Annotated in this window: 28 protein-coding genes; all 28 read right to left on the bottom strand. The window is 41.0% G+C overall.

Annotated elements, in window-relative coordinates:
• Positions 1–17: 17 nt before the first annotated feature.
• Positions 18–416: a DUF2802 domain-containing protein gene (locus FNZ24_RS07600; RefSeq protein WP_153913888.1), complete on the bottom strand. Its 399-nt coding sequence runs from the start codon at positions 414–416 to the stop codon at positions 18–20.
• Between the two features lie 99 nt (positions 417–515).
• On the bottom strand, positions 516–1010 hold the full coding sequence (locus FNZ24_RS07605) for a chemotaxis protein CheW (protein WP_102529032.1): 495 nt from the start codon (positions 1008–1010) through the stop codon (positions 516–518).
• A gap of 8 nt (positions 1011–1018) precedes the next feature.
• Entirely contained in the window at positions 1019–2122 is a 1104-nt protein-coding gene (locus FNZ24_RS07610; protein ID WP_153913889.1) for a chemotaxis protein CheW, read from the bottom strand.
• Entirely contained in the window at positions 2106–2897 is a 792-nt protein-coding gene (locus FNZ24_RS07615) for a ParA family protein (RefSeq protein ID WP_153913890.1), read from the bottom strand. The genes FNZ24_RS07610 and FNZ24_RS07615 overlap by 17 nt, the downstream gene beginning before the upstream one ends.
• Before the next feature lie 31 nt (positions 2898–2928).
• Positions 2929–3372 (bottom strand): membrane anchored protein in chemotaxis locus, encoded by a 444-nt coding sequence (locus FNZ24_RS07620; protein ID WP_153913891.1) that lies wholly within the window; start codon positions 3370–3372, stop codon positions 2929–2931.
• Positions 3373–3385: 13 nt separating this feature from the next.
• Positions 3386–4567, bottom strand: a complete 1182-nt coding sequence (locus tag FNZ24_RS07625) for a protein-glutamate methylesterase/protein-glutamine glutaminase (protein ID WP_153913892.1) — start codon at positions 4565–4567, stop codon at positions 3386–3388.
• 24 nt (positions 4568–4591) lie between these two features.
• Positions 4592–6865 (bottom strand): chemotaxis protein CheA, encoded by a 2274-nt coding sequence (locus FNZ24_RS07630; protein WP_153913893.1) that lies wholly within the window; start codon positions 6863–6865, stop codon positions 4592–4594.
• Between the two features lie 16 nt (positions 6866–6881).
• The gene (locus FNZ24_RS07635) at positions 6882–7619 is read right to left on the bottom strand and encodes a protein phosphatase CheZ (protein ID WP_153913894.1); all 738 of its coding nucleotides are present in this window, start codon (positions 7617–7619) and stop codon (positions 6882–6884) included.
• A gap of 14 nt (positions 7620–7633) precedes the next feature.
• Positions 7634–8017 (bottom strand): chemotaxis response regulator CheY, encoded by a 384-nt coding sequence (cheY, locus tag FNZ24_RS07640; RefSeq protein ID WP_080916243.1) that lies wholly within the window; start codon positions 8015–8017, stop codon positions 7634–7636.
• 44 nt (positions 8018–8061) lie between these two features.
• The gene (locus tag FNZ24_RS07645; protein ID WP_153913895.1) at positions 8062–8781 is read right to left on the bottom strand and encodes an RNA polymerase sigma factor FliA; all 720 of its coding nucleotides are present in this window, start codon (positions 8779–8781) and stop codon (positions 8062–8064) included.
• Positions 8774–9655: a MinD/ParA family protein gene (locus tag FNZ24_RS07650; protein ID WP_153913896.1), complete on the bottom strand. Its 882-nt coding sequence runs from the start codon at positions 9653–9655 to the stop codon at positions 8774–8776. Before FNZ24_RS07650 ends, FNZ24_RS07645 begins: the two co-directional genes overlap by 8 nt.
• Positions 9656–9659: 4 nt before the next feature.
• Entirely contained in the window at positions 9660–11045 is a 1386-nt protein-coding gene (gene flhF / locus FNZ24_RS07655) for a flagellar biosynthesis protein FlhF (protein ID WP_153913897.1), read from the bottom strand.
• A 30-nt stretch (positions 11046–11075) separates the two neighbouring features.
• On the bottom strand, positions 11076–13175 hold the full coding sequence (gene flhA, locus FNZ24_RS07660) for a flagellar biosynthesis protein FlhA (protein WP_153913898.1): 2100 nt from the start codon (positions 13173–13175) through the stop codon (positions 11076–11078).
• 116 nt (positions 13176–13291) lie between these two features.
• Complete coding sequence (gene flhB / locus FNZ24_RS07665) at positions 13292–14422, bottom strand: flagellar biosynthesis protein FlhB (RefSeq protein ID WP_153913899.1); 1131 nt, start codon at positions 14420–14422, stop codon at positions 13292–13294.
• Positions 14423–14429: 7 nt separating this feature from the next.
• Positions 14430–15236 carry a flagellar biosynthetic protein FliR gene (fliR, locus tag FNZ24_RS07670; protein WP_153913900.1) on the bottom strand — a complete coding sequence of 269 codons (807 nt, stop codon included), beginning with the start codon at positions 15234–15236 and terminating at the stop codon, positions 14430–14432.
• A 3-nt stretch (positions 15237–15239) separates the two neighbouring features.
• A complete protein-coding gene (fliQ, locus tag FNZ24_RS07675) occupies positions 15240–15509 on the bottom strand; it encodes a flagellar biosynthesis protein FliQ (protein ID WP_153913901.1) in 270 nt (89 codons plus the stop codon).
• A gap of 12 nt (positions 15510–15521) precedes the next feature.
• The gene (fliP, locus tag FNZ24_RS07680; RefSeq protein WP_153913902.1) at positions 15522–16268 is read right to left on the bottom strand and encodes a flagellar type III secretion system pore protein FliP; all 747 of its coding nucleotides are present in this window, start codon (positions 16266–16268) and stop codon (positions 15522–15524) included.
• Between the two features lie 5 nt (positions 16269–16273).
• Complete coding sequence (gene fliO, locus FNZ24_RS07685; protein WP_153913947.1) at positions 16274–16678, bottom strand: flagellar biosynthetic protein FliO; 405 nt, start codon at positions 16676–16678, stop codon at positions 16274–16276.
• 58 nt (positions 16679–16736) lie between these two features.
• Entirely contained in the window at positions 16737–17123 is a 387-nt protein-coding gene (gene fliN / locus FNZ24_RS07690; RefSeq protein WP_153913903.1) for a flagellar motor switch protein FliN, read from the bottom strand.
• A 10-nt stretch (positions 17124–17133) separates the two neighbouring features.
• On the bottom strand, positions 17134–18162 hold the full coding sequence (gene fliM / locus FNZ24_RS07695; RefSeq protein ID WP_153913904.1) for a flagellar motor switch protein FliM: 1029 nt from the start codon (positions 18160–18162) through the stop codon (positions 17134–17136).
• Between the two features lie 27 nt (positions 18163–18189).
• Positions 18190–18717 carry a flagellar basal body-associated protein FliL gene (fliL, locus tag FNZ24_RS07700; protein ID WP_153913905.1) on the bottom strand — a complete coding sequence of 176 codons (528 nt, stop codon included), beginning with the start codon at positions 18715–18717 and terminating at the stop codon, positions 18190–18192.
• Positions 18718–18813: 96 nt separating this feature from the next.
• Positions 18814–20448 carry a flagellar hook-length control protein FliK gene (locus FNZ24_RS07705; RefSeq protein ID WP_153913906.1) on the bottom strand — a complete coding sequence of 545 codons (1635 nt, stop codon included), beginning with the start codon at positions 20446–20448 and terminating at the stop codon, positions 18814–18816.
• 210 nt (positions 20449–20658) lie between these two features.
• Positions 20659–21105, bottom strand: coding sequence for a flagellar export protein FliJ (fliJ, locus tag FNZ24_RS07710; protein ID WP_153913907.1), 447 nt, complete (start codon positions 21103–21105; stop codon positions 20659–20661).
• Positions 21105–22442 carry a flagellar protein export ATPase FliI gene (gene fliI, locus FNZ24_RS07715; RefSeq protein WP_153913908.1) on the bottom strand — a complete coding sequence of 446 codons (1338 nt, stop codon included), beginning with the start codon at positions 22440–22442 and terminating at the stop codon, positions 21105–21107. Before fliI ends, fliJ begins: the two co-directional genes overlap by 1 nt.
• Entirely contained in the window at positions 22411–23547 is a 1137-nt protein-coding gene (gene fliH / locus FNZ24_RS07720) for a flagellar assembly protein FliH (RefSeq protein ID WP_153913909.1), read from the bottom strand. Before fliH ends, fliI begins: the two co-directional genes overlap by 32 nt.
• 72 nt (positions 23548–23619) lie before the next feature.
• Positions 23620–24666, bottom strand: coding sequence for a flagellar motor switch protein FliG (gene fliG, locus FNZ24_RS07725; protein WP_153913910.1), 1047 nt, complete (start codon positions 24664–24666; stop codon positions 23620–23622).
• On the bottom strand, positions 24656–26275 hold the full coding sequence (fliF, locus tag FNZ24_RS07730) for a flagellar basal-body MS-ring/collar protein FliF (protein WP_416384828.1): 1620 nt from the start codon (positions 26273–26275) through the stop codon (positions 24656–24658). Before fliF ends, fliG begins: the two co-directional genes overlap by 11 nt.
• 109 nt (positions 26276–26384) lie before the next feature.
• A complete protein-coding gene (fliE, locus tag FNZ24_RS07735) occupies positions 26385–26726 on the bottom strand; it encodes a flagellar hook-basal body complex protein FliE (protein ID WP_153913912.1) in 342 nt (113 codons plus the stop codon).
• Positions 26727–26833: the final 107 nt, after the last annotated feature.

Below are 26833 nucleotides of genomic sequence, written 5' to 3' on the forward strand. Positions count from 1 at the left end.
ACGCTAAGAGAACCCAATTACTTTTTATGTAACCGAATTATCAACTCAGCTTCAGCTTTAGGTAATTCACATTCTTGCATCAACTCTTCAACCCCAGCACCTAAACCCACCATTTTTAACGCTCTGGAATACATCTTAGATTGTGGGTCTTGCTGACTTGCTTCTTCAATCTGTTCAGATTGTTTAGCCATTTTCTGCTCAAGCTCTACAACTCTTCTACCAACGCCAATGGTGCCACTGCGGAGTTCTTGAAGTTCTTTTTTAACCGTTTCACGCTGTCGATCCTGCTCTTTTACTAAAACAGTTAACGCATCGACTTTGCTCTGCAGTTTTGTTGTCTTTTTACTGAAAACCATCCATATGACAGCGCAACTAACAACATAAACAGCGATCGTAATCAGCAATTCTTGCGACATTTATTTTCCTTAGCGAATTGAATTAAGTCATTAAAACACAAAAGCCAGCAAAAAATAATGCTGGCTTTGATTGTCAAACACTATGACTAAGTTATTTTATTATAACTGAGTAATTTCAGCCCATTCATCATCTGATAATAACTTGTCTAAATCCACTAAGATCAATAGTTCGTTGTCACGGTTACTCACGCCTTGAATAAACTTAGCACTTTCTTCAGTTCCTACATTTGGTGCATTATCAATTTCTGAACGGCGTAAATATACAACCTCAGCGACACTATCAACCAAAATACCAATGACTTGTTTTTCAGCTTCAATAATGACAATTCTTGATGAGTCATCGACTTCTGCAGCATCTAAACCAAAACGCGAACGGGTATCAATGACTGTAACTACGTTACCACGGAGATTAATAATACCAAGTACATATAAAGGAGCACCAGGAACAGGAGCAATTTCGGTATAGCGTAATACTTCCTGAACTTGCATTACATTAATACCGTAAGTTTCATTGTCTAATTTAAATGTAACCCACTGTAGTACTACGTCTTCTTTACCAGCAGCAACTGCTGCAACATTTCTCGAGTCTGTCATAAATAACCTCAGTCAATCGAATCTTGACAACCTAATCCTGCATCTAGCATTTCGATAAGTGCTTGCACATTCAAAATACCACACATTTGTTCTTTTACTACTCCAGCAAGCCAAGGGCGCTTACCAGGCTTTTCACGCCAATTAACGTGAGATTTATCTATTCTAACGGCATTAACCAAAGATTCGCATGCAAGTCCCCAGTCACTGTCTTCTAACATTACAAGGTATTGATAGTCGATACTGTCAGCCAATTCTTTAGTGTATTTCTCTGGCATCACCCAGCGGCAGCTATCAACAACATTTACTTTCTGTTCACGACGAGTTTGTACACCTAAAAACCAATCAGGACGTCCAATTAAATGATTTATATGCTCTATTTTAACAATTCCACCCAAACTTACCAATGGCACAGCTAATGTTAAACCCGCAACATTGAAAAATAAAACCTGAAACTCGTCATCTAACACATCTTGTAAATTACGCGTAATGCTCGGCGGTACCGCTGACTGTTGTGTGACAGGAGAGTCTTGCTCACTGTCGACTGCGCTAATACTCGTTTCAGCTTTATCTAGCTTTATATCGGCTGAAAATTGAGATTCTTTATTATCAACAGAAGATAAAGTTTCAGTTTTTTCAGTCAGTTCTTTTTCAACCACAACTTGACCGAGTTGTTGTCTAACTTGCTGAGCTTTCGATTTTATTTCTTGTTGAACTTGCTGCTGAGTTTTTATGGGTTCAGGCGTATTTTCTTCAGTCTTTAACGCTTTAACCTCATGCTCATGATGCTTAATCGACGATTTAGAAACTGCCGATAACAATTTCGACAGTGCAGCTTTATCCACTTGAGGTTCGGCAAACTCTTTGTTTACCTCAGTATGCACTTTTTGCGATTCAACTTGTGGGCTCTTAGCCGCAACAGTCGTTTTATCTTGAGTGCTCTTTAAGCTAGGTTTGCTAATTGTTTTGCTGTGTTGTTTTTTAAAGCTAACAGATTCAACTTCTTTTTTTGTGCTATTAAGTTCATTTTCAGCAGTAACTGGAACCTCTTTTGAAGGCTCTTGTAATAAGACAGAGAAAAAATCAAAAACAGTCTCGTCAACCGATTTTGACATGCTTAAACTCCTTCGCTAACAAAAAGTCTAATAATCGATTGTAAGCTTTCATGCCACGAGAACTTGGGAAAAAATGCGATACAGGAATGTGCGCTAAGCTGGCATCCCTAAACTTAGTATCCACAGGGATCACATCAGGCCATAAAGTATCAGGGTATGTTTCCTCTAACGACTTTAGTGCTGTTGGCGAGGCTTTAGTACGGCGATCAAACATGGTCGGTAAAATGGTGAAGCTGTAAGAAGTTTTTTTAGAACGTCCCATTAACCCCATGGTTTTTATCATTCTTTCTAAGCCCTTAATGGCTAAAAATTCAGTTTGTACCGGTATAACAATGTGCTGGCTAGCTGCTAGCGCATTCACCATCAACACGCCTAAAATCGGAGGACAATCAATGATGGCCACATCATATTTATCTTCAAGTAATGAGGTTACATTTCGCAGTACTAAGCCCATTCCTTCCTGATGGCCTAGCGCCCGATCAAGTGTTGCCAAGGCCATAGTGGCTGGAATCAAATCTAAACCATCAATAGATGTAGGAACGATGTGTTTTTCTACATCTTCTAAAGTTAAGTTTTTATGGGCGAGAAAAATATCATAAAGAGAACTAGGTACTTGCTCAGAATCAATACCAAGATAATAACCCAGTGACGCGTGAGGATCTGTGTCTATCATCAACACTCGCTGTCCACGTTTTACCAACGCACCAGCTAAGCTTGCAACTGTGGTCGTCTTACCCACTCCGCCTTTTTGATTAGCTATTGTCCATACTTTCAAATCACGCCTCGTCACTCAATATTGTTTGCACTTATTTATTGTTTTTAGGTGTCTCAGACTCTCGCGTTGTCACTCGAATTCCACCATGAGGCAACGTGATAACTTTGACGCCTTGTGCATTTTCAGTGACTGCTTGACTTGAAAGTGCAGAATTTTTTGCTTGCTCAGTCATTAAACGGCTATCAGGAGTCTCTGAGCTAACTAGCTCGCTACCTGGCCCAAATGCCATGGTGATATCTTCACCCTTCGCGGCTCTAGCAGCCATAGCTTGAGTTTGTTCAGGATATTTAGCTAGCCAGTTTGCAATTTGTTCGGCTTGATCATCGGGAACCATTAACAGCACTTGCGATGCTTTCAGTGCTTTTACTTCTATTTCAAGTTCACGATTTTTTTTCGCTAAATCAAAATATAAACTGCCTAAACATATCACTGCAATAATCAATATAAACACAACAAACATGTGTTGTGTAGACATTGCACGCTTAGCCCTAGCCACGAGCGGTTTCTTTGATAATAGCTTCAGCCATGCTGTCTAATGCTATTGAGTGGCTAGAAATTCCTGCAGAAGTCACAGCTTGGGGCATGCCATAGACAACGCAACTCGCTTCATCTTGAGCCCAAATCGTAGCGCCGGCAGCTTTTAACATTCTAGCACCCTCACGACCATCAGCTCCCATTCCGGTCAATACGACTGCCATTACATCGCTACCAAAGGCTTTTGAAGCTGAAGCAAAGGTAATATCAACACTCGGCTTATAGTTCATGTCCGCGTTACCAGCGATAACCTTCAAACGGCCTAAAGAGCCACTTTTTTCAACCATCAACTGCATGCCACCAGGTGCAAGGTAAGCACAACCTGGTTTAAGTACATCACCGGTCTGTGCTTCTTTTACTTGAATTTTACATAAGCTATTAAGACGATTAGCAAAAGCTGGTGTAAACGCAGCAGGCATATGTTGGATTAATAAAATTGGATGAGGATAATTAGCAGGGAAAGCTGTCAAGATTTTTTGTAAAGCAACAGGGCCACCTGTTGATGTCCCAATTAATAATGCTTTATATTTTTTCCCGCTCGCTCGAATAGAAGCAACTGAGCTTGATGAAGCCGCTGGCTGACTTGTAGAACTTGAAGAAGATAACTTTGAGCCTAAAGCAGATTTTACGTTGCTAGATGAACCACTAAGACTAGAGCCCGCAGCTCTTGCATTAGTTGAGCTTGCTGTCGTTGGGCTTGCAGCAGTTGAACTTGATCGGGTTACAGGTCTATATAAACGTCGGCGACCTAATGCTTTAACTCTTTGCTGTAAGAGTTTAATCGCATCGTCTTTATTTGAGGCAATGTCTTCAAAGCGCTTAGGTAGAAAATCTAATGCGCCTGCATCTAATGCATCTAGAGTCGCTTGCGCTCCGTCATGAGTTAAAGAAGAAAACATCAATATTGGAGTTGGATTTGACGCCATTATTTCACGAACGGCAGTAATACCGTCCATTACAGGCATTTCAATATCCATAGTGATGACTTGAGGTTTCAACTGGGCAGCCATATCAACGGCTTCTTTACCGTTAACGGCAACTCCCACAACTTCCAAGTCAGGATCTTGATTAACAATCTCACTGACTCGTCGTCTAAAGAAACTTGAGTCATCAACAACTAAAACTTTAGTAGCCATTTAATTCCTTAAATAATGGAACTTTTATTTCTTACTTTTGGCGTAATATTTTAATAAACCTGGCACATCTAGAATGAGTGCAATACCACCATCAGAAGTAATCGTCGCTCCCGCCATACCTGGCGTGCCTTGCAACATACTGCCAAGAGGTTTAATAACCACCTCTTCTTGGCCAATGAGCGCATCGACAACAAAACCTATTTGCATTGTGCCAAGTTGTACAATGACAACATGTCCCTGCTTTTTATCACCATGGGTAAAGTTGGTTTTATTTCGATGTAACCATTGCTCTAAATAAAATAACGGTACGGCTTTATCACGCACAATAACGGTTAATTGACCATCTACTACATTTGTTTTAGTTAGATCGAGATGGAAAATTTCATTAACGCTTGAAAGAGGTAAAGCAAATACTTGCTTAGCAACATCAACCATCAGAGTTGGCATAATTGCTAATGTGAGTGGAACTTTAATCTCTAAGATTGTCCCTTTGCCCTGAACCGAATCAATATGCACAGTACCATTTAACTGAGTGATACGTGTTTTTACCACGTCCATACCCACGCCACGGCCTGAAATATCAGAGATTTCTACTTTGGTAGAAAATCCAGGAGCAAAAATTAAATTATAAGCTTCATTATCAGTCATTCTGGCAGCGGAATCTTCATCCAACACACCACGACTAATTGCAATTTCCTTTAACTTACCCGCATCCATACCGGCGCCATCATCTTCAATTTTGAGAAGAATATGATCACCTTCTTGACTAGCAGATAAGGTAATAGTACCCGTTCTTGGTTTACCATTTGCTTCACGGGTTATTGGCATTTCAATGCCGTGATCCACAGAGTTTCTAACTAAATGGACTAATGGATCAGCAAGAGCTTCAACTAAGTTTTTATCAAGATCGGTGTCTTCACCAACCATGATTAAGTCAATTTCTTTATTCAAAGTCCGCGCTAAATCGCGTACAACGCGTGGGAAGCGACCGAACACTTTCTTGATTGGCTGCATACGCGTTTTCATCACAGCGCCCTGAAGGTCCGCTGTAACCAAATCTAAATTGGCTAAAGCTTTAGACATCTCTTCATCATCGCGAGAAATGCCTAGGCTAACCAAGCGATTACGCACTAATACGAGCTCTCCAACCATATTCATAATTTGGTCTAATCGAGAGGTATCAACCCGAACTGTAGTCTCACCCTGAGGCATAGCATTTTGAGCTTTGGCAGGTTCAGCCTTTTGGGCAGCGGGTTTAGCTGCTGAAGCAGGTTTAGCTACTGGCGCTTTTGGTGCTTTAGCGGGCTCTGTAGATACTTTAGGTTCTGCTTTTGCAGCTTCTACAGGCTTAGTATTTTTAGGCGTACTAGGCTCGGGCTGACTGGGGCTGACAGGTGTTTGAGGTGCAGCAGGTGCTGGGGTCACTGCTGCTGGTGCAGAGCCTTTACCATGTAACTCATCAAGTAACTTTTCGAATTCATCATCAGTAATGTCGTCAGCATCGACTTTAGGCTCTTCAGCTATTGGGGCTGGCTCACTCGCTTTGGCTGAGGATTGGAATCCACCTGAACCATGAAGTTCATCAAGTAAGGCTTCAAACTCATCATCGGTGATTTCATCGCTGGCAGCGTTTTCGGTTACTGACTCAGTCGCTGGTACGTTAACTTGTTCGCTAATCGGTTCTTCAATAATTGATGTCGGGCTTTTCCCTTGACCATGCAATGCATCAAGCAATGCTTCAAATTCACTTTCATCAATATCATCTATGCTGCCTGAAGTATCAGAAGAAGTTGTTTCAACTGTAACCTCTGGCTGTGACTCTATAACCGCTTCTTCAGTAATCGCTTCGATAAACTCTTCAACGGCTGCGGGTTCAGCGACAGGCTCAGATAATTCAGAGGGAAGTGGAGCACCAGAACTCAGCAATTTAAGCTTTTCTAGTAAATCAGGATCTGCATCATCTTGTTGCTGACCTTGCTGAGTCTGCTCAAACATGCTGTTGATAGCATCAACAGCTTGTAGAATGATATCCATTAACTCTGCGTTTACTTGACGCTTACCGGTTCTCAGTAAATCAAAGGTATTTTCTGCTTCATGACAAACATCGACCATCGGTCCCAAGCTTAAAAAACCTGCACCACCTTTTACGGTGTGGAAACCTCTAAAAATAGCATTAAGTAAATCAGCATCATCAGGATTATTTTCAAGAGCGACGAGTTGCTCTTGTAGAAGCTCTAAAATTTCACCAGCTTCAATCAAAAAGTCCTGGAGTATCTCTTCATCAACATCAAAAGACATTAAATTTGACTCCTAATTAGAAACCCAGACTTGATAGCAGATCATCAACTTCATCTTGGCCAGTTACCACGTCTTCTCGTGTTTCAGCGTTCAAGATAGGACCTTCTGCTTCAATTTTATTTTCATCAACGACCCGTGCTGAGTCTGCTGCATTATCGCCAAAGATAGTTAGCATTGACACTAAACTGCTTTCTACTTCTCTGACTAAATCAATAACACGACGGATCATTTGCCCAGTTAAATCTTGGAAATCTTGTGCCATCAAAATTTGATTAAGCAATTCCTTTAACCTACCTGAGTCATGCTCGCTATGAGACATGATGTGTTGAACGTCATGACACAGAGACTTAAATTCGCTCAGAGCGATGTCTCTTCGCATCAATTTGTCCCACATTGGTGTGACCGATTGAATGTTATTAATTATTGTATCGGCCAAAGGTAAACATTCTTCAACTGCATCCATGGTTTTATTTGCAGCTTGCTCTGTCATATCAATGACAAAGTTCAATCTTTCTTTTGCGTCAGGTATTTCACTGTTAGCAAGTTCGGCTAATCGCGTATCAATTTGGAATTCATTTAATGAACTATGAAGTTGACGTGTCAACTTTCCGACTTCATCAAACAACTCCCGTTGAAGAGGAGCTGACAAGTCACGAATGACTTCATCAGCTTGTTCTTGTTGGCCATCTTCAAGTAATTTTACGAGTTGCTTGGCTTGCTCAAGATCAATTAACCCTGATGTGGCTGCCTGCATAACTTATCCTTAGCTTATGCTAAACGCTCAAAGATTTTATCGAGTTTTTCTTTTAGGGTTGCAGCAGTAAATGGCTTAACAACATAACCATTCACACCTGCTTGCGCTGCTGCAATAATTTGCTCACGTTTTGCTTCTGCAGTGACCATTAATACTGGTAAATGTTTTAATGAATCATCTGCACGAATTGCCTTTAGTAAGTCAATTCCTTGCATTCCAGGCATGTTCCAGTCAGTTACAACAAAATCAAATTCGCTTTTTTGTAACATCGGTAACGCGGTCGAGCCATCATCTGCTTCTTGGGTATTGTTAAATCCCAAGTCTCGCAACAAGTTCTTGATGATACGTCTCATTGTTGAAAAATCATCAACAATAAGAATCTTCATATTCTTGTCCAAGGTTTCCTCCGGTGAGCTTCACACATTGTGCTCTATATTAATAATTATACCTGTGTCCAATGCTTGAGTTTGCCTTTAAGACGCAGCATTGCCTGACTTAATATCTGGCTAACACGCGACTCACTGACCTCAAGAATGGCACCGATTTCTTTTAAATTTAATGCTTCGTCATAATATAGCGACAAAACTAACGCATCTCTTTCGGGTAATGTGGTAATTGCTTCAGATAATGCAGACTTAAATTGCATTTCAGCTAGCGAATCAAAGCTTTCATCATGGGTTACTTCTTCAGTGACGATGACGTCTTCTGAAACACCAAGATCTTCAATACCTATGATTTTACCTACTGAAACATCATTTAGAATATGATGATACTCTTCAAGAGTCATCTCTAATTTCTCTGCAATTTCAGTATCTTTAGCGTCTCTACCGAGCTCTTGTCCTAGTTCATCAATCACCTGCGCGACTCGTCGCTGATTACGATGTACAGAACGAGGAACCCAATCGCCGCGACGGATTTCATCAATCATAGAGCCACGAATTCGAATTCCAGCAAAAGTCTCAAACTTAGCACCTTTACTACCATCAAATTTCGATGATGCTTCCAATAACCCCATCATCCCTGCTTGTAATAAGTCATCTAACTGCACTGATGCTGGCAGCCTTGCTAGCATATGATGTGCAATTCTTTTTACCAACGGAGCATACTGTTCAACAATTGAAGTTTTATTATCAAACTGAGTATACGCTGCGGCTTTATTCACTCGTCGAGTCCTCTTGTGTCTCTTTACGCTGAACTAAACGTTCAACAAAGAATTCAAGGTGCCCGCCAGGTTGCTGCGGAACGGGCCAGCTCATAATTTTATTGGCTAAACCGTGATAAGCAATTGCCGCTGGAGATTTAGGGAAAGCTTCAATGACTAACTTTTGTTTACGTACCGATTTACGCAAGTTTTCGTCAAATGGAACGGTCGCAACCAGTTCTAAAGCAACATCTAAAAATCTATCGGTCACTTTACTGAGTTTGGCAAATAATTCCATGCCCTCGCGCAAACTTCTGACCATATTGGCAACAATTTTGAAACGAAACACGCCATGCTCACGGCTGAGGATTTTAATTAGCGCATAGGCATCGGTAATTGATGTCGGTTCATCACAAACAACAATAAGTACATCTTGTGATGCACGAGAAAAGCTCAATACCATATCGGAGATACCTGCTGCGGTATCAACAATTAAAATATCAAACTGGGTTTTCATTTCGCTAAAGGCACGGATTAAGCCAACATGTTGAGCTTGAGTAAGTTCAACCATCGCTTGTGTACCTGAAGTGGCTGGCACAATGCCAATACCTTTTGGGCCACGAACAATAATATCGTCTAATTCTGCTTCACCAGATAATACATGAGATAAGTTACGTTCCGCTCGAATACCTAACATCACATCGACATTGGCTAAGCCTAGATCGGCATCGAGCACTAGTACTCGTTTACCTTTTTCTGCAAGTGCAACAGCTGTATTAATTGACACGCTGGTTTTACCCACGCCCCCTTTACCACCACTGACTGCAATTACTTTTACTTTTTCGTTATTTGGTTGATTCATCATACGTAAACCACTTGCTTGATCTCTGGTCATATTTTTACTCGAATGCATAGGCCATGTCATTTGACCACGCAGTGTCATGTGACGTTTGAGGTTTTGTGTCGTTCAATGCTGCTAACGCTTGCTTAGCAAGCATAAGCGTATCAGCAACTTGCATATCTTCTGGAACACGTTGACCATCGGTTATATAGCTTAATGGTAACCCATTTTGAATCAATACACTTAATGCGCCGGCAATCGAGACGGATTCATCTAGTTTAGTTAAAATCACCCCTGAAAGCGGGATTCTTTTAAAATGCTCCACAGCATCTTGCAATACTCTTCTTTGCGAGGTTGCCGACATCACTAGAAAGCTTCTAATCGGTATTCTTGTGTTAGCCATTAAATCATCTAACTGCTGATATAGGCGCATATCACGTTGCCCCATTCCAGCCGTATCTATTAATACTAACTTACGATTCTTAAACTGATAAAGAATTTGTTCTAATTCAGCAAGATCATGAGCTTGTTTTACTGGACATCCCATTATTTTGCCATAAGTTGCCAATTGCTCATAGGCTCCAATACGATAATGGTCTGTGGTAATCAGTGCAACCTGTTCAGGACCATGATGTGCAGCAAATCTTGCGGCCAATTTAGCCAATGAAGTGGTTTTGCCAACACCCGTCGGCCCAACAAAAGCAACCACACCGCCAGTTCGAACAATATCATCACCTTGATTATCTAATAAATTAGCTAAACTTTGCGGCAATGCTCTTACTAAATCTGCTGGTGTATATTGCTGACTTAGCCCTGCTAACTTAGCAGCAACTGCAGGTGAAAACTCAGCATTGATTAATTTACTTTCAAGCATGGCCCCAACAGGATCGGTGCGCTTTTTCTGATCTTTCATCAAGGATGACACTTGGTGAGTCAATAAGCCTCTTAAAGATGCCATTTCTTCGCGCATCGCTTCCATTTCAGCAGACGGATTTTTATTACCACTTCTTGGCTGCTCAAATTGCGGTTGCTGTACTTTAGGTTCAACTTTATTAGCTTTGGTATCTTGTAATTGTTTCGCCCAATCTGGTAACTCAGGTTCTTCAACACGCTGTGAAATCTGTTGCTGTAAACGATTATGCTGCTTTTCAAGCAAAGCTTGCAAAGAATCTGCTGCTGGCGGCGGACTGACTTTAGTTTGCGCCTTCACTGTTGGCTTACTTTGCCCAAGAGAGACTTGATCATCGCTGACATTCATAAATCCAGGAACGGGTGAGTTAACAGCAACATCAGCTTTAGGCTCGTCGTAGTCAACAGCCGCAACGATTTCTATTCCACCTGTTACTTTTTTATTAGACATAATCACAGCGTCAGAACCCAAGGTCTCTTTCACTTGAGCTAAGGCTGAACGCATGTCTTTGGCAAAAAATCGTTTAATCTTCACTACACACCTCTTTCAAACAGATAGTCATCGCTATTGCCCTACTGCAGATACTATGCGTATTTGCTTTTCATCAGGTATTTCTTGGTAAGAAATAACTCGTAAATTCGGGATAGTATATTTAACAAATCGTGACAGCGTTGACCTTAGCATGCCTGATGTCAATAAAATGGCTGGCTGACCGACCATTTCTTGCTTCTGAGAAGCGTCTAATAATGACTTCTGCATGCGTTCTGCAAGGCCTGGTTCGATATTTGGCCCTTCTCCGCCTGTCGCTTGCATAGACTTGTGCAACATCTGTTCCAACTCTGGTGCCAATGTTATGACAGGGATTTCTAATTCCGGTCCAGATATCTCTTGAACAATCATTCGTTTCAATGCAATACGTACAGCTGCAGTTAATACTTCTGTATCATTACTCTTTGTACCGTATTCTAACAGGGTTTGCACGATTGTGCGTAAATCACGGATAGAAACACCTTCATTTAGAAGGTTTTGCATGACTTTAACCACTGAGCCTAACGGCATAATGTCAGGAATAAAGCCATCTATGAGTTTAGGAGAATTTTTACCTAGCATATCCATTAGCTGCTGCACTTCTTCATAACCCAGCAATTTAGCTGCGTTGTTCGTCAGTAACTGACTGATATGAGTTGCAACAACTGTTGCAGTATCCACAACGGTATAACCTAAAGTCTGTGCATGTTCACGTTGCTCTGGCGCAATCCACACCGCCTCTAAACCAAATGCAGGATCGGTAGTCTCAATCCCATCTAGCTTGCCGTAAACTTGCCCTGGATTAATGGCTAGCTCACAATCATGTCTAACCTCTGCTTCTCCAACCACGACACCCATCAATGAAATACGGTAACAATTCGGTGATAAATCAAGGTTGTCTCGAATATGAACCGCCGGAACTAAGAAACCTAATTCTTGAGATAACTTCTTACGTACCCCTTTAATACGGCCGAGTAACTCACCACCTTGGCTTTTATCTACTAAGGGTATTAAGCGATAACCGACTTCAAGCCCAATTGTGTCAACATGTTGAACGTCTTCCCAGCTAAGCTCTTTCGGTTCGGTATCTTTCACTTCAGCAGGGTTTTTAACCGCTTGTTCAAGCGCTGCAGTTTTATTATCGTTATTGCGCTTGTAAATCATATAAGCCGCAAATGCGGTTATTCCAGCAAAAGTTAAGAAAGCAAAGTGAGGCATGCCGGGTACTATACCCATAATAAATAATACACCTGATGCTATCGCCATAGATTTATGGCTAACAAACATCTGACTTATCATCATGCCACCCATATCACCTGACTCATTTTGACGAGTCACCATTAGTGCAGCAGCAATGGATAGCAGTAGTCCTGGAATTTGTGCAACTAGACCATCACCAATGGTCAATAAGGTATAGATCTCAACAGCGCTAGAAAAATCTAAGTCATGTTGAACCATACCAATGACAAAACCACCTAGAATGTTAATCACCAGAATCATGATCCCAGCAATGGCATCACCTTTTACAAATTTTGAAGCACCATCCATTGCCCCGTAAAAATCAGCTTCTTTAGTGACTTCAGCTCGGCGAACTCGTGCTTGATCTTGGGTCAATGTTCCCGCATTCAAATCAGCATCAATCGCCATTTGTTTGCCAGGCATAGCATCAAGTGTAAATCGAGCGCTCACTTCAGAGATACGCCCAGCACCTTTGGTTACTACAGCAAAGTTAATAATGATCAGAATAAGGAAAACGACTAAACCCACAGCATAGTTGCCTCCAATCACTACAGAGCCGAAAGCTTCAATAACTTTACCGGCGGCATCTCCACCGTTATGTCCTTCTAATAATACAATTCGAGTTGATGCTACGTTTAGCGCCAAACGGAGTAAAGTCGCCACCAGAAGTACACTGGGAAATGCAGCAAAGTCTAACGGTCTGTCAGAGTAAATGGCGACGAGCAGCACAACTAAAGCTAGGGCGATATTGAATGAAAACAGAATATCCAAAAGAAAAGCAGGCATGGGCAATACCACCATACCTAGGGCTGCAAGCACTAACAATGGCGTACCTACGCCTTTAAAAGTACTGAACCTAACTTGCTTAACTTGACCTAATGCTGCTTTTACATCCATCAGTAAAAAACCTTTATAGTAATATTCTTGACGCCGACGACAGTAAAATGCAATTACTAAGCCAAAAGAATATTATTAAAAACCGACTCAAACTGAATGGGGAATTTATAAACGATTTAATGCTTTAAATCATCTGGGATAGGTTGGTTCATTGGAATGGGTTTAGGGCGTTTACCCTTACCTTTTTGATATTGTTTTAACTGAAAAACATAAGCTAAAATTTGTGCAACTGCGGTAAATAAGCCTTCGGGCACTTGCTGCTCAATTTTGGTCGTATGATATATCGCTCGCGCTAAAGGCGGTGCGGATACAATCGGTACTTCATGTTCTCTGGCGATTTCTCTAATTTTAAATGCTACATCATCAATTCCTTTTGCAATTAAAAACGGCGCAGCAGATTGACTGACATCATATTTAACTGCCACAGCGTAATGTTCGGGATTTACTACGATAACATCGGCATTTGGCACTTCTGACATCATACGTTTGTTCGCCATTTCATGCTGCATCTGCCTGATCCGGCCTTTTACTTCAGGCTTACCTTCCGTGTCTTTGTATTCATCTTTGACTTCTTGCTTAGTCATTTTTAGCTGCTTATTGTGATTCCATATTTGAAATGGCACATCGATAACCACAATAAGTAACATGGAAGAACATAATATAATGAACATCCACACTAATAACTCTAGCGCATGATAAACGTTTCCCGGTAAATGATCTGTTGATAAGGTCATGATGTCGTAGAAGTAAAAGCTTAATAGAAAATATGCAGATACCGCAACCACCAAAAACTTTGCAATCCCTTTAGTTAGCTCGACCAAAGCTTGAGTACCAAACATTCTCTTAAACCCTTTAGCAGGGTTCATTTTGCTACCTTTGGGCATAAAGGCTTTAACGGAAAAAGTCATCCCACCTAAAATAATATTGCCAATAAAGGCAATAAGGGCGAGAAAGGCAATAAAACTAATCAAAGGGAAAGCTAACTCATTTCCAATAACGCCCCATACACGAAACATTGAGCTGGTATCAAAAATTTGATCCCGGTCCATGGTTAACATTTGCGTCATTACACTGTGCAGGCTCCGGGCAAGATTAGGGCCTACAATCGCAAAGCCAACTGCAGAAGCTAATAATACCGCAGCAGTTCCTAACTCTTTAGAACGTGCTACCTGCCCTTTTTCACGCGACTGTTGCAGTCGCTTGGCGGTGGGGTCCTCTGTGCGTTCTTGACCTGTATCTTCTGCCATCAGTAACCTACTGAGTTATCGAACCGTCAATTTGACAGGTCAGTTGCAAAATATCACACATCAATAATTGGCCTTGAAGCCAAACCTCATCAAAATGGGACATGATGGGACCAAGTGTGAGCCAGAGAATTAACAAACCACTGACCATAGTCACTGGAAAGCCAATAGCAAAAATGTTTAATTGCGGAGATGCTCGGGTCATCACCCCGAATGATAGGTTAATGAGCAGCAATGCCACGATAGCTGAGATAGACATGGTTAAAGCTGCACCAAACATATAGCCACCAAACTCAGCAAGCCTGCGATAATTTGTAATACTAAATCCCTGATTCGAAATGGGAATAGTGTCAAAACTTGCCACCAACATCTTAAACATTAATAAATGCCCATCAACTGCCAAGAAAATCAACGTTGCTAGAAGTAAAAAGAAGTTACCTACCACTGGAGTTTGTTGTCCAGACCCCGGATCAACCATAGAAGCAAAACCCAAACTGGTTTGCATACCAATAATTTGACCAGTGAGAACAAAGGTTTGCATCACTAAGATAGTGACAAAGCCCATGGCCGTTCCAATTAAGATTTGCTGGGCAGATATAAATACCGAACTGAGGGAGAATAACTCTACAGGCTCCACAAATGCAGGAAGTACAGGGGCAACAGCCACAGTAATAGCAACAGATAAAAGTAACCGAATTCTTGCGGGAGTGGTATTGGCACCAAACACTGCCATTACCATTAACATTGAAGATATTCTGAATAACGGCCATATATAGGCAGCTATTGTGCGGCTGATTTCTTCAAATAAAATCTCCACAGGTTAACCTATTACCTGCGGGATCATATTCACAATAGTATAAAAAAAGTCCATCATGGTTTGTACTAGCCAATGTCCTAGAAACATCAGTGAAAACAATGTCATTAACAATCTAGGTAAGAAACTTAAAGTTTGCTCGTTAATCGATGTCGCTGCTTGGAAAACAGCCACAATCAAGCCAACAAAAAGACCAGGCAAAATAATGGCTGACACAATCAATACAATAACAGATAGCGCTTCACGAAAAATATCAATCAGTGACTCAGGTGACATCTGCTGCGCTCCCTATGTACCGAAACTGTTTGCGAGTGTTCCCATTACTAATCCCCATCCATCGACGAGTACAAACAGCATAATCTTAAATGGTAGTGAAACAATCATGGGCGATAACATCATCATACCCATAGCCATTAAAATACTCGCCACCACTAAATCTAATACTAAAAATGGTACGAACAGCATAAATCCAATTTGGAACGCTGTTTTCAATTCACTGGTAATAAAAGCTGGAACTAAAACACTCATCGGTGCTTGTTCTGGCGAGGCGATGTTGGTGTAACCCGAAATCTCAATGAAGGTTTCTAAATCTGTAGTTCTTACTTGCGATAGCATGAATGCACGAAGCGGCTCTTTACCTACTTCATAGGCTTGTTGCATTGTCAGTGATTCGTTTATGTATGGTTCCACGGCCCGATCATAAATTTGATCGAATACTGGTGCCATAATAAAAAATGTCATGAACATGCTCATACCAATAAGCACTTGATTTGAAGGGGTTTGTTGTAAACCTAATGCTTGACGTAAGATAGATAGCACAACGATAATCCGCGTAAATGATGTTAGCATTATCACCATCGCAGGGATAAAGCTCATCGCAGTCATCAACAGCAATATTTGCATCGTTACTGAATATTCAGTGCTACCGTCAGCGCCAGTAGAGACTGTAACGGCTTTTAATATTCCATCTTCAGCAAAACTTAATGGAGTAAAAAAAGCGGCTGCAAAAAAGGCTAATACTATCCACTTCTTCATTATTGCTATTCCTTAGCCTGTTCTTTTGCTTGTTGTTTAGCTTGTTTTAATCGGCTGGCAAATGAGCTGGTTTCAACATTAACAGCAGAATCGAGTTTTTCGATAAGGTTAACTTGCTGGGCAGTAACACCGAGTAAATATTGTTGCCCTTCTAACTCCACTAATACCAGCTTTTCTTTTTGACCTAAAGGCGTCATAGCCACCGTCTTAATGACACCTTGATTTGACTGAACTAAGTTCAGTTTTTTGACGATATAAGCTAGTACAAAAATAATTGCTATAACCAGTATCAGTCCGCCCATCATGCTTGATAATGCAGCAATATTGGATGTTTCTGCGCCGCGAATAGCAACCTCTGAGCTTGCAGGCTCTGAACTAACGGCTTCGGTAACAGCAGAGCTTGTCACCATCAATAAACTAACTGCATTTAGCACAGATGAATCCTTACAGACTAAATTTAAAAATAAACTACTTTAATTTTTTGATTCGTTCAGTTTGACTGATCACATCAGTTAACCGAATACCAAATTTGTCATTAACCACAACCACTTCGCCATGAGCAATCAAGGTACCATTGACCATAACATCAAGAGGTTCGCCAGCAACCCTATCAAGCTCGACCACCGAACCTTGGTTCAATTGAAGTAGATTGCGGATACTGATAAAACTGCGCCCAACTTCCATAGAAATAGTGACAGGGATATCCATGATGCTATCAAGTTTATCTGCTTCTTCTTTTGAAATTGGCGCAGACTCATCGACGAGTTCATCAAGTTCAACTTGCTCAGCGACATTCGCTTCTTCAAGTGCTTGCTCAGCCATCGCTGCAGCCCAATCGTCAGTATCATCACTCATTTACGTCACCTTATAATTCTGAAATATCACGCGCTTTACCTTGTTTGCGTGTAATCAATTGTAATTCTGATTTAGCCGTTTCTGGGCGAGGAATTTTCTCACTGATCTTCAAGGCTAAATTTTCTCTCGATTTACCCAATTTACATCGATAAGTCGGTAAATCTTCTATTCGCATCATGATGTGTTCAGGCAGTTCAATTGGGATCACATCGCCCGCTTTAAACTCCATCACATCACGCAGTGTTACTTCATGTTCGATGATATTGGCATCAATACCCACTTGCACATCCATGATCTCGTCACGTAAGGCTTGACCCCAACGCATATCAGTATCTTGCTTATCACTCTGAACACCTGCATCAAGCAGTTCACGAATAGGCTCAATCATCGAGTAAGGCATGGTGATATGGAAATCACCTCCACCACCATCAACTTCAATATGAAAAGAGTTAATCACGACCACTTCAGTTGGACTTACAATGTTAGCCATAGCAGGGTTAACTTCTGAGTCTAAATATTCAAACTCAACATCCATCACTGGAGCCCAAGCATCTTTGTAATCTTCAAATATGATCTTTAGCAGTAATTGAACGATGCGTCGCTCTGTTGGTGTAAATTCGCGGCCTTCGATTTTTGCGTGAAAGCGGCCATCACCACCAAAAAAGTTATCAACTAAGATAAATACTAAACGCGCTTCCATGGTGATAAGCGCAGTCCCTTTAAGTGGGCTAAAGCGCACCATATTCAAGCTTGTGGGAACAAATAGGGTATGAACATACTCGCCGAACTTGAGCATCTGTACGCCGTTAATTGACACTTCCGCAGCTCGGCGCATCATATTGAACATGCTTATTCTTAAATGGCGTGCAAAACGTTCGTTGACAATTTCAAGCGTTGGCATTCGGCCACGAACGATTCTATCTTGAGATGAGAAATCATATACACGGGCATCATCATTTTCGCTAATGTCATCTTCATCAACATCATCGACCCCATGCAGTAGCGCATCAATTTCGTCTTGGCTTAATAAATCACTCACGTCATCACCTTGTCTGATTCACTGGCGTTATTGCATTACAAAGCCAGTAAATAGTACTTTTTCAACTATTTTGCGCCCAGCTACTGGTTGCAATGTATTCTGTACATTCAGTAACGCCAATTGTCTTAATTCATCTTTACCAGCTTGAGTACTTAACTTTTGTACATCTGCAGCACTAAAAGTCGTTAACAGCGCATCTTCAATTAATGGAATATGCATTTTTGCTGTTTGACCATCATCACCACGCACCATCAATTGCACTTTGATTTCCACTAAACGCGCTCGGTCGACTCCTGGAAGGTTGAACAAAAATGGTCTTGGCATACCAACATAATTAGCCTTACCTTTTTTAGATTCATCAACCACAGTTTCTGTAGAGGCAGCTGTTCCTGGTGTTGCAGGAATCGACTCCTCATCACCACCACCCATGAAAAATAATACTGCTCCAGCAATTAACGCAACAAGGACAACGCCAATCACAATAAAGATGATGAGCTTTTTCTTACTCTTAGGTTGGTTTTCTGTTGTTAACTCTAACGATTCTTCTTCAGCCATCATTCATTCCATTTTCTGTTGCCACTAGGTGATATTTTCGTTGTGAATCTCACATGGCGTTGACTGTCTTTAACTTGATGGCTATAGATTACCGACTTAGGCGTAATAATCTATAGCTGAGTTGCTACTCTTTGCATGTTTTGTCGCAATGTCGAGTTCTTGTGCTGCTATTTCATCCAACATAGAATCGCCATTACTATTTTGCTCATCATATTCAGATTTTTTCTGACTTTCCCCGTCTTGGGAAACATGACTATCTGCAAGTTGTAACCCTTCCTCAGCGAGCATTTCACGCAGTTTAGGAATAGCCTGCTCGATTAAGTCTTTGGTTTGAGTCTGTGCTACTTGAAATTGTACTTGAGTTTGTTCGCCATTAACTTGAATTTTTACCACCATATGCCCTAATTCTGCAGGATCAAGCCTAATCTCAGCGTGCTGTACTCCTTGTCCAACCATAGTGATAAGTTGCTGTTTCATAACGGGAGCAAATTTTTGAATCATATCTTGCATTTGTACTGCAGATTCAGCGCCTTGACGTAATGAAAGTTGAAATTGAGGAACATCACTTTTGTGTTGAGGGGTAAAACTACTTTGGTTTTGTAACGACTTAACATCTATCGATTCACTGTCTTTCGCTGCATCCTGAATCGAACTCGAATTGATAGAACTATTTGCTGCGCTATCTTTTGCTGCACTCAGTAAAGCGTTATTAAAAGCCACTTTTGAAGTCGGCTTATCTAAAGAGACATTAATTTCTGCTTTCGTCAGATTAACTGATGTCGTTTCTTTGTCTGTATTATTAATATCTAATTTCTTCGAATCTGAAATAACTTTAGTTTCTGCTGCTACTTTTTCTGCATTTGCCGCTTGTGCAGCAGAAACACTCGAGGCGTTTGCGACTTTGTCTGCGTCAGTTCCTCTTAATCCACTATCGGTGCCTTTAAGTTCAGCAGAATGTGATTCGGAGTTAAGGTTTTTATCTGCTGAATGTAAGACCGTTTGACCATTCGAGTCAGTCTGACTCATTAAAGGTAAAATTAAACCATTATTGGCTAGTTGCTGCTGATTGAAATTGGTGATTAATTTATTAAGCTCTGCAGGATTTAACGCCGCGAGTTCAGCCTCAGTCATCGAAGAAAATTGGCTAAGTGCGCTAACTTGTTCAGTAGAGAGTGAATTTAAAAAGCTTGCTGTATTCAAATCTGCATCATTCAATAAATCATTGATTGGTAATTCATTGATAGGTAATTCAGTGTTTAAAAGTGCTTTATCAGTCGAGTGCTGCGTCTCATCAATTAATACCAACTCGCTATCAGCCTGTAAGAGACTTTCTTGAAAAACTTTATTCACAGGAGGGCTGTCTTCTGAACTTAAGTCTTCTGAACTTAAGTCTTCTGAAAGCAATGTTTGCGAAACATCTGTCTTTAACGGCAAGTCTTTGCCACTTTGCTCGGTACCTACGTTTTTTTCAAAGTTTTCAGCTAACCCGATCTGAGCAAAAATAAGCTCCACATCAGCCTCTTCTGTTACTGACTCTCCGTTATTTTCGCTAATGACTTCAGCATTGGTATTTTTTTGAGTCTTATCTAACTCTGATTGAGAAGCTTGATTAAACACTGACAAAAATGACTTATTATCAGTAGTTTGAACAGTATCTTCCATAGCACCAGCAACTTGTGCATTAGCTGTTTTACTACTACTTCCAAGTAAAATACTGCTCATTTGTTGCATAACAAACTCCACTTATCATCATTCATATTGAATTATTGGGCACAAAATCAAAAACAGAACAACAGTCACAAAGCTGACGCTTTGCCAGTTAACTATTTACATAAGCAATTAAAATGCCAGCTTATAAAAAAGTGATATTAAGAGGTCATTGAAAACTGTAATTAATATGATTAACAGTTATTGAGTTTAGAGTGTCGTTAGAAAGGTATACTAGCGTGGTCTTTTCCTAATATATTGCTGCATAGCAAATTCATCAGAAGCTTGTTGTTCTCGCTTATTCTCAACTAACTGAGCCTTTAGGTTATTTTTTTCTAACAGCATTTCGACAGCCTTACGCTTCTGTTGCTTCTCTTGCCAGTGTACTTGGCGATATCCCGTTTGCTTTTCTGCTTCTTTTACCGCATTAACCTGTTGAATAAGGGCTTGATCAACCTGCTTAATAAACTCATGAAATGAGTGATATTCGCTAGCACTTAGGGTTTTGCCTTGGGTTTCGCCCATTTGTTTCATGTACTCAAGTCGGTAATTATTCAACGCATCGAGTTGCCCTTGACACTTTTGCTGCTCAAGTTGAGCTGACTTTAACTGCAAAGCAGCTTGCTCTTCAGCTTCTTTATTGATTTTTAAAACAGTAAGCAGTGGATCTGTGCGGCGCATTATTTACATTGAGCAGCGATTTGCCCGACCATAGTTTGACTATCATTAAACGAAATAACATCCTTAAAGCCTTGTCTTAAAAATGCGTTCATGGCTGGCTGTAACCTAATGGCATTATCTATTCGTGGGTCGCTTCCTTGAGAATATGCACCAATAGAGATTAAATCGCGATTTTGCTGATAAGTAGAATACATTTGTTTCACTAAACGCATCGACTCTAAATGCTCAGGCGCAATCACCATTGGGGCGACACGACTAATAGATTGTTCAATATCTATAGCCGGATAATGGCCAGAATCCGCTAGTGTTCGTGACAAAACAATATGACCATCTAAAATAGCCCTTGATGCATCAGCAATAGGATCTTGTTGATCATCGCCCTCCGTTAAAACTGTATAAAAGGCTGTGATAGAACCTTGACCAGGCCCACCATTACCCGCTCGTTCAACCAAGCGTGGCAGTTTTGCAAATACCGATGGCGGATAACCTTTTGTCGCTGGAGGCTCCCCGACAGCTAAAGCAACTTCACGTTGAGCTTGAGCATAACGAGTTAAGCTATCCATCAGCAGCAATACGTTGTAGCCTAAATCTCTGAAATATTCAGCAATACGAGTCGAGGTTTCACACGCCCTAAGACGCATAAGTGGCGAGGTGTCAGCGGGAGCGGCAACCACTACAGAGCGCGCTCGGCCTTCTTCTCCAAGGATTTCTTCAATAAACTCTTTAACTTCTCGTCCACGCTCACCGACTAAGCCGACAACAATAATGTCTGCCGTAGTTCCTCGAGTCATCATCCCTAATAACACACTTTTACCCACACCAGAGCCAGCAAATAGTCCCATACGCTGACCTTTACCGACGGTAAGCATGGCGTTTATGGCTCTAACACCAACATCTAATGGCTCTGAAATGGCTCGTCTTGCTAACGGGTTTATTGGGGGAGCATGACGAGAGGCTTGTTGATCTGTATTTAATGGTCCTAAGCCATCTAACGGCAAGCCACTTCCATCAAGTACCCTGCCGAGTAGACTTAAACCAACATTCAAACCAGATTGTTCACCTAAGGGCTTTACTCTTGCTCCCGGTAATACTCCTCGTAACTCATCTACAGGCATTAGGTACAATAATTCATCGTCAAAACCTACTACTTCAGCTACAAGTTCTCCGGCCATGGTCTCAATAGAACATAAACTTCCAACAGGCGCTCTGCAGCCTGTTGCTTCAAGGGTTAAACCAACAACACGCACTAATTGCCCACTGGCAACAGGCCTGAGAGGGCTAACTTTCTGGCTTTGAATTTTGAGTTTATTCAGTAACTGATGTTGACGGTTTAACATTATCGTCCCCTTCATCAGTATCTAATTGAGTTATAGTTCCTAGCCCAGTGTTTTCCACTAAGTCATTAGAGTCTAACAATTGCTGTTGATCAGAGGGTTGAACATTTTCTTGAGCTTGCTCTGAAACGTCATCTTTTATAGCCGTCTCATTTGACCCGTTGCCATCTAGTATTTCTGAGTCATTCATACTCGTTTGATTGACGCTATCAAAAGTAGTTTCCGCTTGCTCCGTATCCTGAACACGGGGCTCAATGTCACTTTTCTTAGGTAACTGATCAACTATCTCAGTGGTATATTGTGGGTGTTCAGTTTTAATGGTTTGTACATTGGCTTGAATACCACTGGCTTGCTCTTGCAAATCATGCAACACCTGACGCATTCTTTCTTCAACTCGTAAATCAACACTTGAACGCATACTGTTGATAATACAGTCGCCCGGATTAAGTGAAGGATCAGCTTCTATATCCCAGTGGTTTTTTTGTAATTGCGCGTCACTATAAAGTTGGGTGACTAAAGTGGCATCATCAGGATGTAACCTGAGTTTGACTTGCTGCTCTTTGATAGGTAATGAGTCAACGCCTTGACGTAGCACTGACAAGATATGTTCAGGGTGAGTTTTTAGCTCATGACCGACGATAGATTTAGCAAGATTAATCGCTAAAGTTAACACTTCGGCTTCGATTTCTGCATCAAGTAACATTAAAGGCTGTTCGAATTGCTTTACCAGCTGAGTTAATTGTTCAAGCACTTCATTGAGTTTGACTTGACCAACTTCATAGCCTTGTTGCTCACCTTGTGCAAAACCTTCAGCGTGTCCAAGCTCTAATCCTTCAAGCTTACCTTGTTCAAGACCTTGGCTATGACCTTCAATTTTACCTTGCTCAAATCCCTCTTGCTCAGCCTCAACACGGATCTGCTCAATTTCAGCCATAGTTGGTGGCAATAATGGTTTATCTTCACTTGGTGCTGAAGGATTTTGATTACCTTGAAAACCAAAAAGATTAGATGGCGCATCAGTTTGGTCTTCGGTCACATCAGGTAGCTGCCAATGACTGAAATCTACGTCATCATTTTCAATTGATTTGTTGGTTTTAGATTCCGTCATCTGTCTACCTAATTTCTACTAAGATTAATTTACTCACAAAACAGCTTTTAGGTAAATTCGTTAGTGACAAAGTTACAAGAACTCTTCACCGCCACCACCACCTAGCATAATTTCACCACTATCACTTAAGCGACGTGCAATAGCGAGGATTTCTTTTTGGGCAACTTCAACTTCACTAATACGTATTGGCCCCATGGCTTCAAGATCATCGCGAAGTAACTCACCAGCTCGTTTAGACATATTACCGATGATTTTATCTGACAATTGGTCATCAGCACCTTTTAGTGCTTTCATCAGTACATCTTGCTGTACTTCTCGAAGTAGTACTTGTACACCACGGTCATCAACATCAATTAAGTTTTCAAATACAAACATAAGATCTTGAATTTGCTGCGCCATTTCCTCATCAGACTCACGCATCGTCTCCATAATCTGGCTTTCAACGCCTGTATCTAAGAAGTTCATAATATTAGCAGCAGCTTTAAGTCCGCCCATTTTGGCAGCTTGTGCACCGCCTTGGCCAGCAAACTGTTTCTCCATAATATCATTCAATTCTTGTAATGCTGCTGGTTGAACTTCTTCTAAATTGGCGATACGCATCATTAAATCAAGTCGAGTATTTTCAGGGAACTGACTGAAAATTTCAGCAGCTTGATCAGGCTCTAAATAGGATAGAACAATGGTCTGAATTTGCGGATGTTCGTTTTGAATAATAGTTGCAACTTGGCGTGCGTCCATCCACTTCAACGAGTCTAGACCTTTAGCACCACTACCCATGATAATTTGTTCGATTAAATTACCGGCTTTATCTTCACCCAGCGCGGCGGTTAATGCTTTTCTGACGAACTCTTCACTGTTAAAACCAATTGATGAGAACTTTTGGATTTCTTCAAGAAAAAGCTTATGAACTCCAATGACTTTTTCTTGACCAAAATCTTCCATGGCGGCCATGGACATACCCACTTTTTGAACCTGTTTAGGTTCTAAATGTTTTAGTATTGAAGCCGCATCAGCTTCGCTAAGGCTCAAGAGTAAAATAGCGGTTTTTTCAGTTCCCGTTAAATCATCTGGGTTGAACCCTTTGGTAGCCTCTGCTACCGAAACTTCATCATTTGCCATCGTCTTGTAACCAACTCTTAATTACTTGGGTAGAAAGTTCAGGTTCATTTGCCACTAAAGCCCGAATTGATTTAATCATATCATCATCTTTATGCAGATTTGGGATCTGAATGGAACCATCATCAGCATAACTGTAATCTGCCTCCTGCGTATTCAACATACCCAGAGTATCAGCAGCGTACTGGTCTTCAATCTCAGCTAATTCATGGCCTAAACGAGCCTCTTCTGGCATTTCAATTTCATTGGTTTTCAGCAGTTTATTCAACATTGGTCTGATAACAAATAGAATTAACACTAAGACTAATAATGCACCTAAAATGAGTCTTACTGCACGCCAAAACCAAGGTTGCTCCCATAGCTCAGGCTCAGGTAATGCTTCGATTAATTGATCCATAAATGGCACAGTTACCACTTCTAAAGTATCACCACGCTGACTTGTGAACCCCATAGCACCTTCAAGTAATCGACGAATATTCGTCAGCTCTTGCTCGGTTCTTGGCACTCTTGTGACCACACCATTTTCATCAACCGCGCCAGGTTTGTAATCAATCGCCACAGAAACACTGACTCGTCTTACTTGACCCACTTGCTGACGGGTGTGACTGATTGTGGTGTCTAACTCAAAGTTACGTGTTGCTTCACGGTGACTGTCACCATTTACTGAAGTTGTTTCTGCTTCACCAGCTGCTTGGGGGATATCTGATTCCATTGGTGGCTGATTCGACAACGCCCCAGGGATCCCGCCCATGGATTGACCTGATGAATTACGCTCAATAGTCATTTCACTACGAATAGCCGGTAAATCAGGTGAAAATCGTTTTGCAGTTTGTTCAACCGCGGTGAAATCCATATTCACATCGACCTGAGAGGTAAAGTTTTCAGGTCCTAAAATAGGCATTAGAATTGATTCGACTTTGTTACGATATTCAGCTTCTTTTTGCTGAACTAACTCTTGTTCACGACGTGCTCTAGATGATGCTGCATCTTGGCTACCTGAGTTAAGTAAACGTCCATTTGAATCTGTTACGGTAACACGTGTAGGGTCTAAACCTTGTACTGCTGAAGCCACAATATCGACGATTGAATCGATTTCTTCTTGCCCTAAACTGCCACGACGAACGCTAACAACAACTGTTGCACTCGGTTTTGATTTATTACGTGCGAACACATTTTCTTTTGGCAGGGCTAAAATCACTTTTGCACGGGTTACGCTTTTTAACTCTTCAATTACTCTGGCTAAGTTAATTTCTTGGCTTTGCTTTAATCGTGCTTGCTCCATACGTTGGCTCACACCAAAACCACTATCTTTGCTTAGATAATCTGTTGGCTGACTTGAGGCTTCAACGCCTGCACGACCTAATAATAATTTTACATTTTGATATTTGTCTTCTGGAATGCTGACGACATCGCCAGAAATCTTATAAGCGATTTTATTTTTATCCAAAACGTCCAACACTTGGATCATTTCGTTTGTTTCCATTTGACCTAACGGTCTGTACTCAGGCTCTTGTGCCCACATCATCATAAATACAGCCAATACTAAACAAACGGCTAATGCCAGAATCATAGTAATTTGACGCATAAAATCAGCACTACCAAAAGAACTCATCAAACCAGGTTTATTTTCCTGCTGAATCCCTGTGCTACTAGCGGTATCTGAATCTAATACGAGATCTGTACTCACAATAATTACCTACTTTCTAATCTGATAAAGAGGCCTAAACAGGCATGCTCATAATTTCTTTATAAGCTTCTACAAGCTTATTTCTTACCTGTACTGTGGCTTCAAAAGCCACACCAGATTTTTCACGAGCGATGACGGTATCTGATAAAGTTACTGTCGAATCCCCCATCTCTAAGCGAGTGGCTAGGTTAGCCGAGTTTTTCTGTAACTCAGTCACACCACCAACGGCTTGAGAAAGTAACTCTCCAAAATCTGCCCCAGAAGTGTTTCCCACTTTTTGGACCATATCTGGCTGAATAGGTGAACGTAGATTAGGCGAAATTTCACCACGAAGTGATTGCATTTCTTGTAAAAAAGGATTTGAACTAATCTGCATTGTAATCTCCTATTCGTCGGATAATTGACGACTAAAAACCAGTTACAATAGATTTAGCAAGTTGAATGCCAACAATATAGGTATATTGAAAGATTAAGCAGATTTAT

It is taken from the genome of Shewanella sp. TC10, assembly GCF_009663145.1.
Classification (GTDB): domain Bacteria; phylum Pseudomonadota; class Gammaproteobacteria; order Enterobacterales; family Shewanellaceae; genus Shewanella.

Bases quoted from the DNA above. Each gene is read 5' to 3' on its own strand.
- fliH (WP_153913909.1), bottom strand. From the start codon at position 23,547: ATGACGGAATCTAAAACCAACAAATCAATTGAAAATGATGACGTAGAT.
- fliL (WP_153913905.1), bottom strand. From the start codon at position 18,717: ATGGCTGAAGAAGAATCGTTAGAGTTAACAACAGAAAACCAACCTAAG.
- fliJ (WP_153913907.1), bottom strand. From the start codon at position 21,105: ATGCGCCGCACAGATCCACTGCTTACTGTTTTAAAAATCAATAAAGAA.
- flhA (WP_153913898.1), bottom strand. From the start codon at position 13,175: ATGGATGTAAAAGCAGCATTAGGTCAAGTTAAGCAAGTTAGGTTCAGT.
- FNZ24_RS07650 (WP_153913896.1), bottom strand. From the start codon at position 9,655: ATGACCAGAGATCAAGCAAGTGGTTTACGTATGATGAATCAACCAAAT.
- fliO (WP_153913947.1), bottom strand. From the start codon at position 16,678: ATGGTGACAAGCTCTGCTGTTACCGAAGCCGTTAGTTCAGAGCCTGCA.
- FNZ24_RS07630 (WP_153913893.1), bottom strand. From the start codon at position 6,865: ATGTCTTTTGATGTTGATGAAGAGATACTCCAGGACTTTTTGATTGAA.
- FNZ24_RS07600 (WP_153913888.1), bottom strand. From the start codon at position 416: ATGTCGCAAGAATTGCTGATTACGATCGCTGTTTATGTTGTTAGTTGC.
- fliQ (WP_153913901.1), bottom strand. From the start codon at position 15,509: ATGTCACCTGAGTCACTGATTGATATTTTTCGTGAAGCGCTATCTGTT.
- FNZ24_RS07635 (WP_153913894.1), bottom strand. From the start codon at position 7,619: ATGCAGGCAGCCACATCAGGGTTAATTGATCTTGAGCAAGCCAAGCAA.
- fliI (WP_153913908.1), bottom strand. From the start codon at position 22,442: ATGTTAAACCGTCAACATCAGTTACTGAATAAACTCAAAATTCAAAGC.
- fliF (WP_416384828.1), bottom strand. From the start codon at position 26,275: ATGAGTTCTTTTGGTAGTGCTGATTTTATGCGTCAAATTACTATGATT.
- flhB (WP_153913899.1), bottom strand. From the start codon at position 14,422: ATGGCAGAAGATACAGGTCAAGAACGCACAGAGGACCCCACCGCCAAG.
- FNZ24_RS07620 (WP_153913891.1), bottom strand. From the start codon at position 3,372: ATGTCTACACAACACATGTTTGTTGTGTTTATATTGATTATTGCAGTG.
- fliG (WP_153913910.1), bottom strand. From the start codon at position 24,666: ATGGCAAATGATGAAGTTTCGGTAGCAGAGGCTACCAAAGGGTTCAAC.
- fliP (WP_153913902.1), bottom strand. From the start codon at position 16,268: ATGAAGAAGTGGATAGTATTAGCCTTTTTTGCAGCCGCTTTTTTTACT.
- FNZ24_RS07705 (WP_153913906.1), bottom strand. From the start codon at position 20,448: ATGCAACAAATGAGCAGTATTTTACTTGGAAGTAGTAGTAAAACAGCT.
- FNZ24_RS07605 (WP_102529032.1), bottom strand. From the start codon at position 1,010: ATGACAGACTCGAGAAATGTTGCAGCAGTTGCTGCTGGTAAAGAAGAC.
- FNZ24_RS07625 (WP_153913892.1), bottom strand. From the start codon at position 4,567: ATGGCTACTAAAGTTTTAGTTGTTGATGACTCAAGTTTCTTTAGACGA.
- fliN (WP_153913903.1), bottom strand. From the start codon at position 17,123: ATGAGTGATGATACTGACGATTGGGCTGCAGCGATGGCTGAGCAAGCA.
- fliE (WP_153913912.1), bottom strand. From the start codon at position 26,726: ATGCAGATTAGTTCAAATCCTTTTTTACAAGAAATGCAATCACTTCGT.
- FNZ24_RS07610 (WP_153913889.1), bottom strand. From the start codon at position 2,122: ATGTCAAAATCGGTTGACGAGACTGTTTTTGATTTTTTCTCTGTCTTA.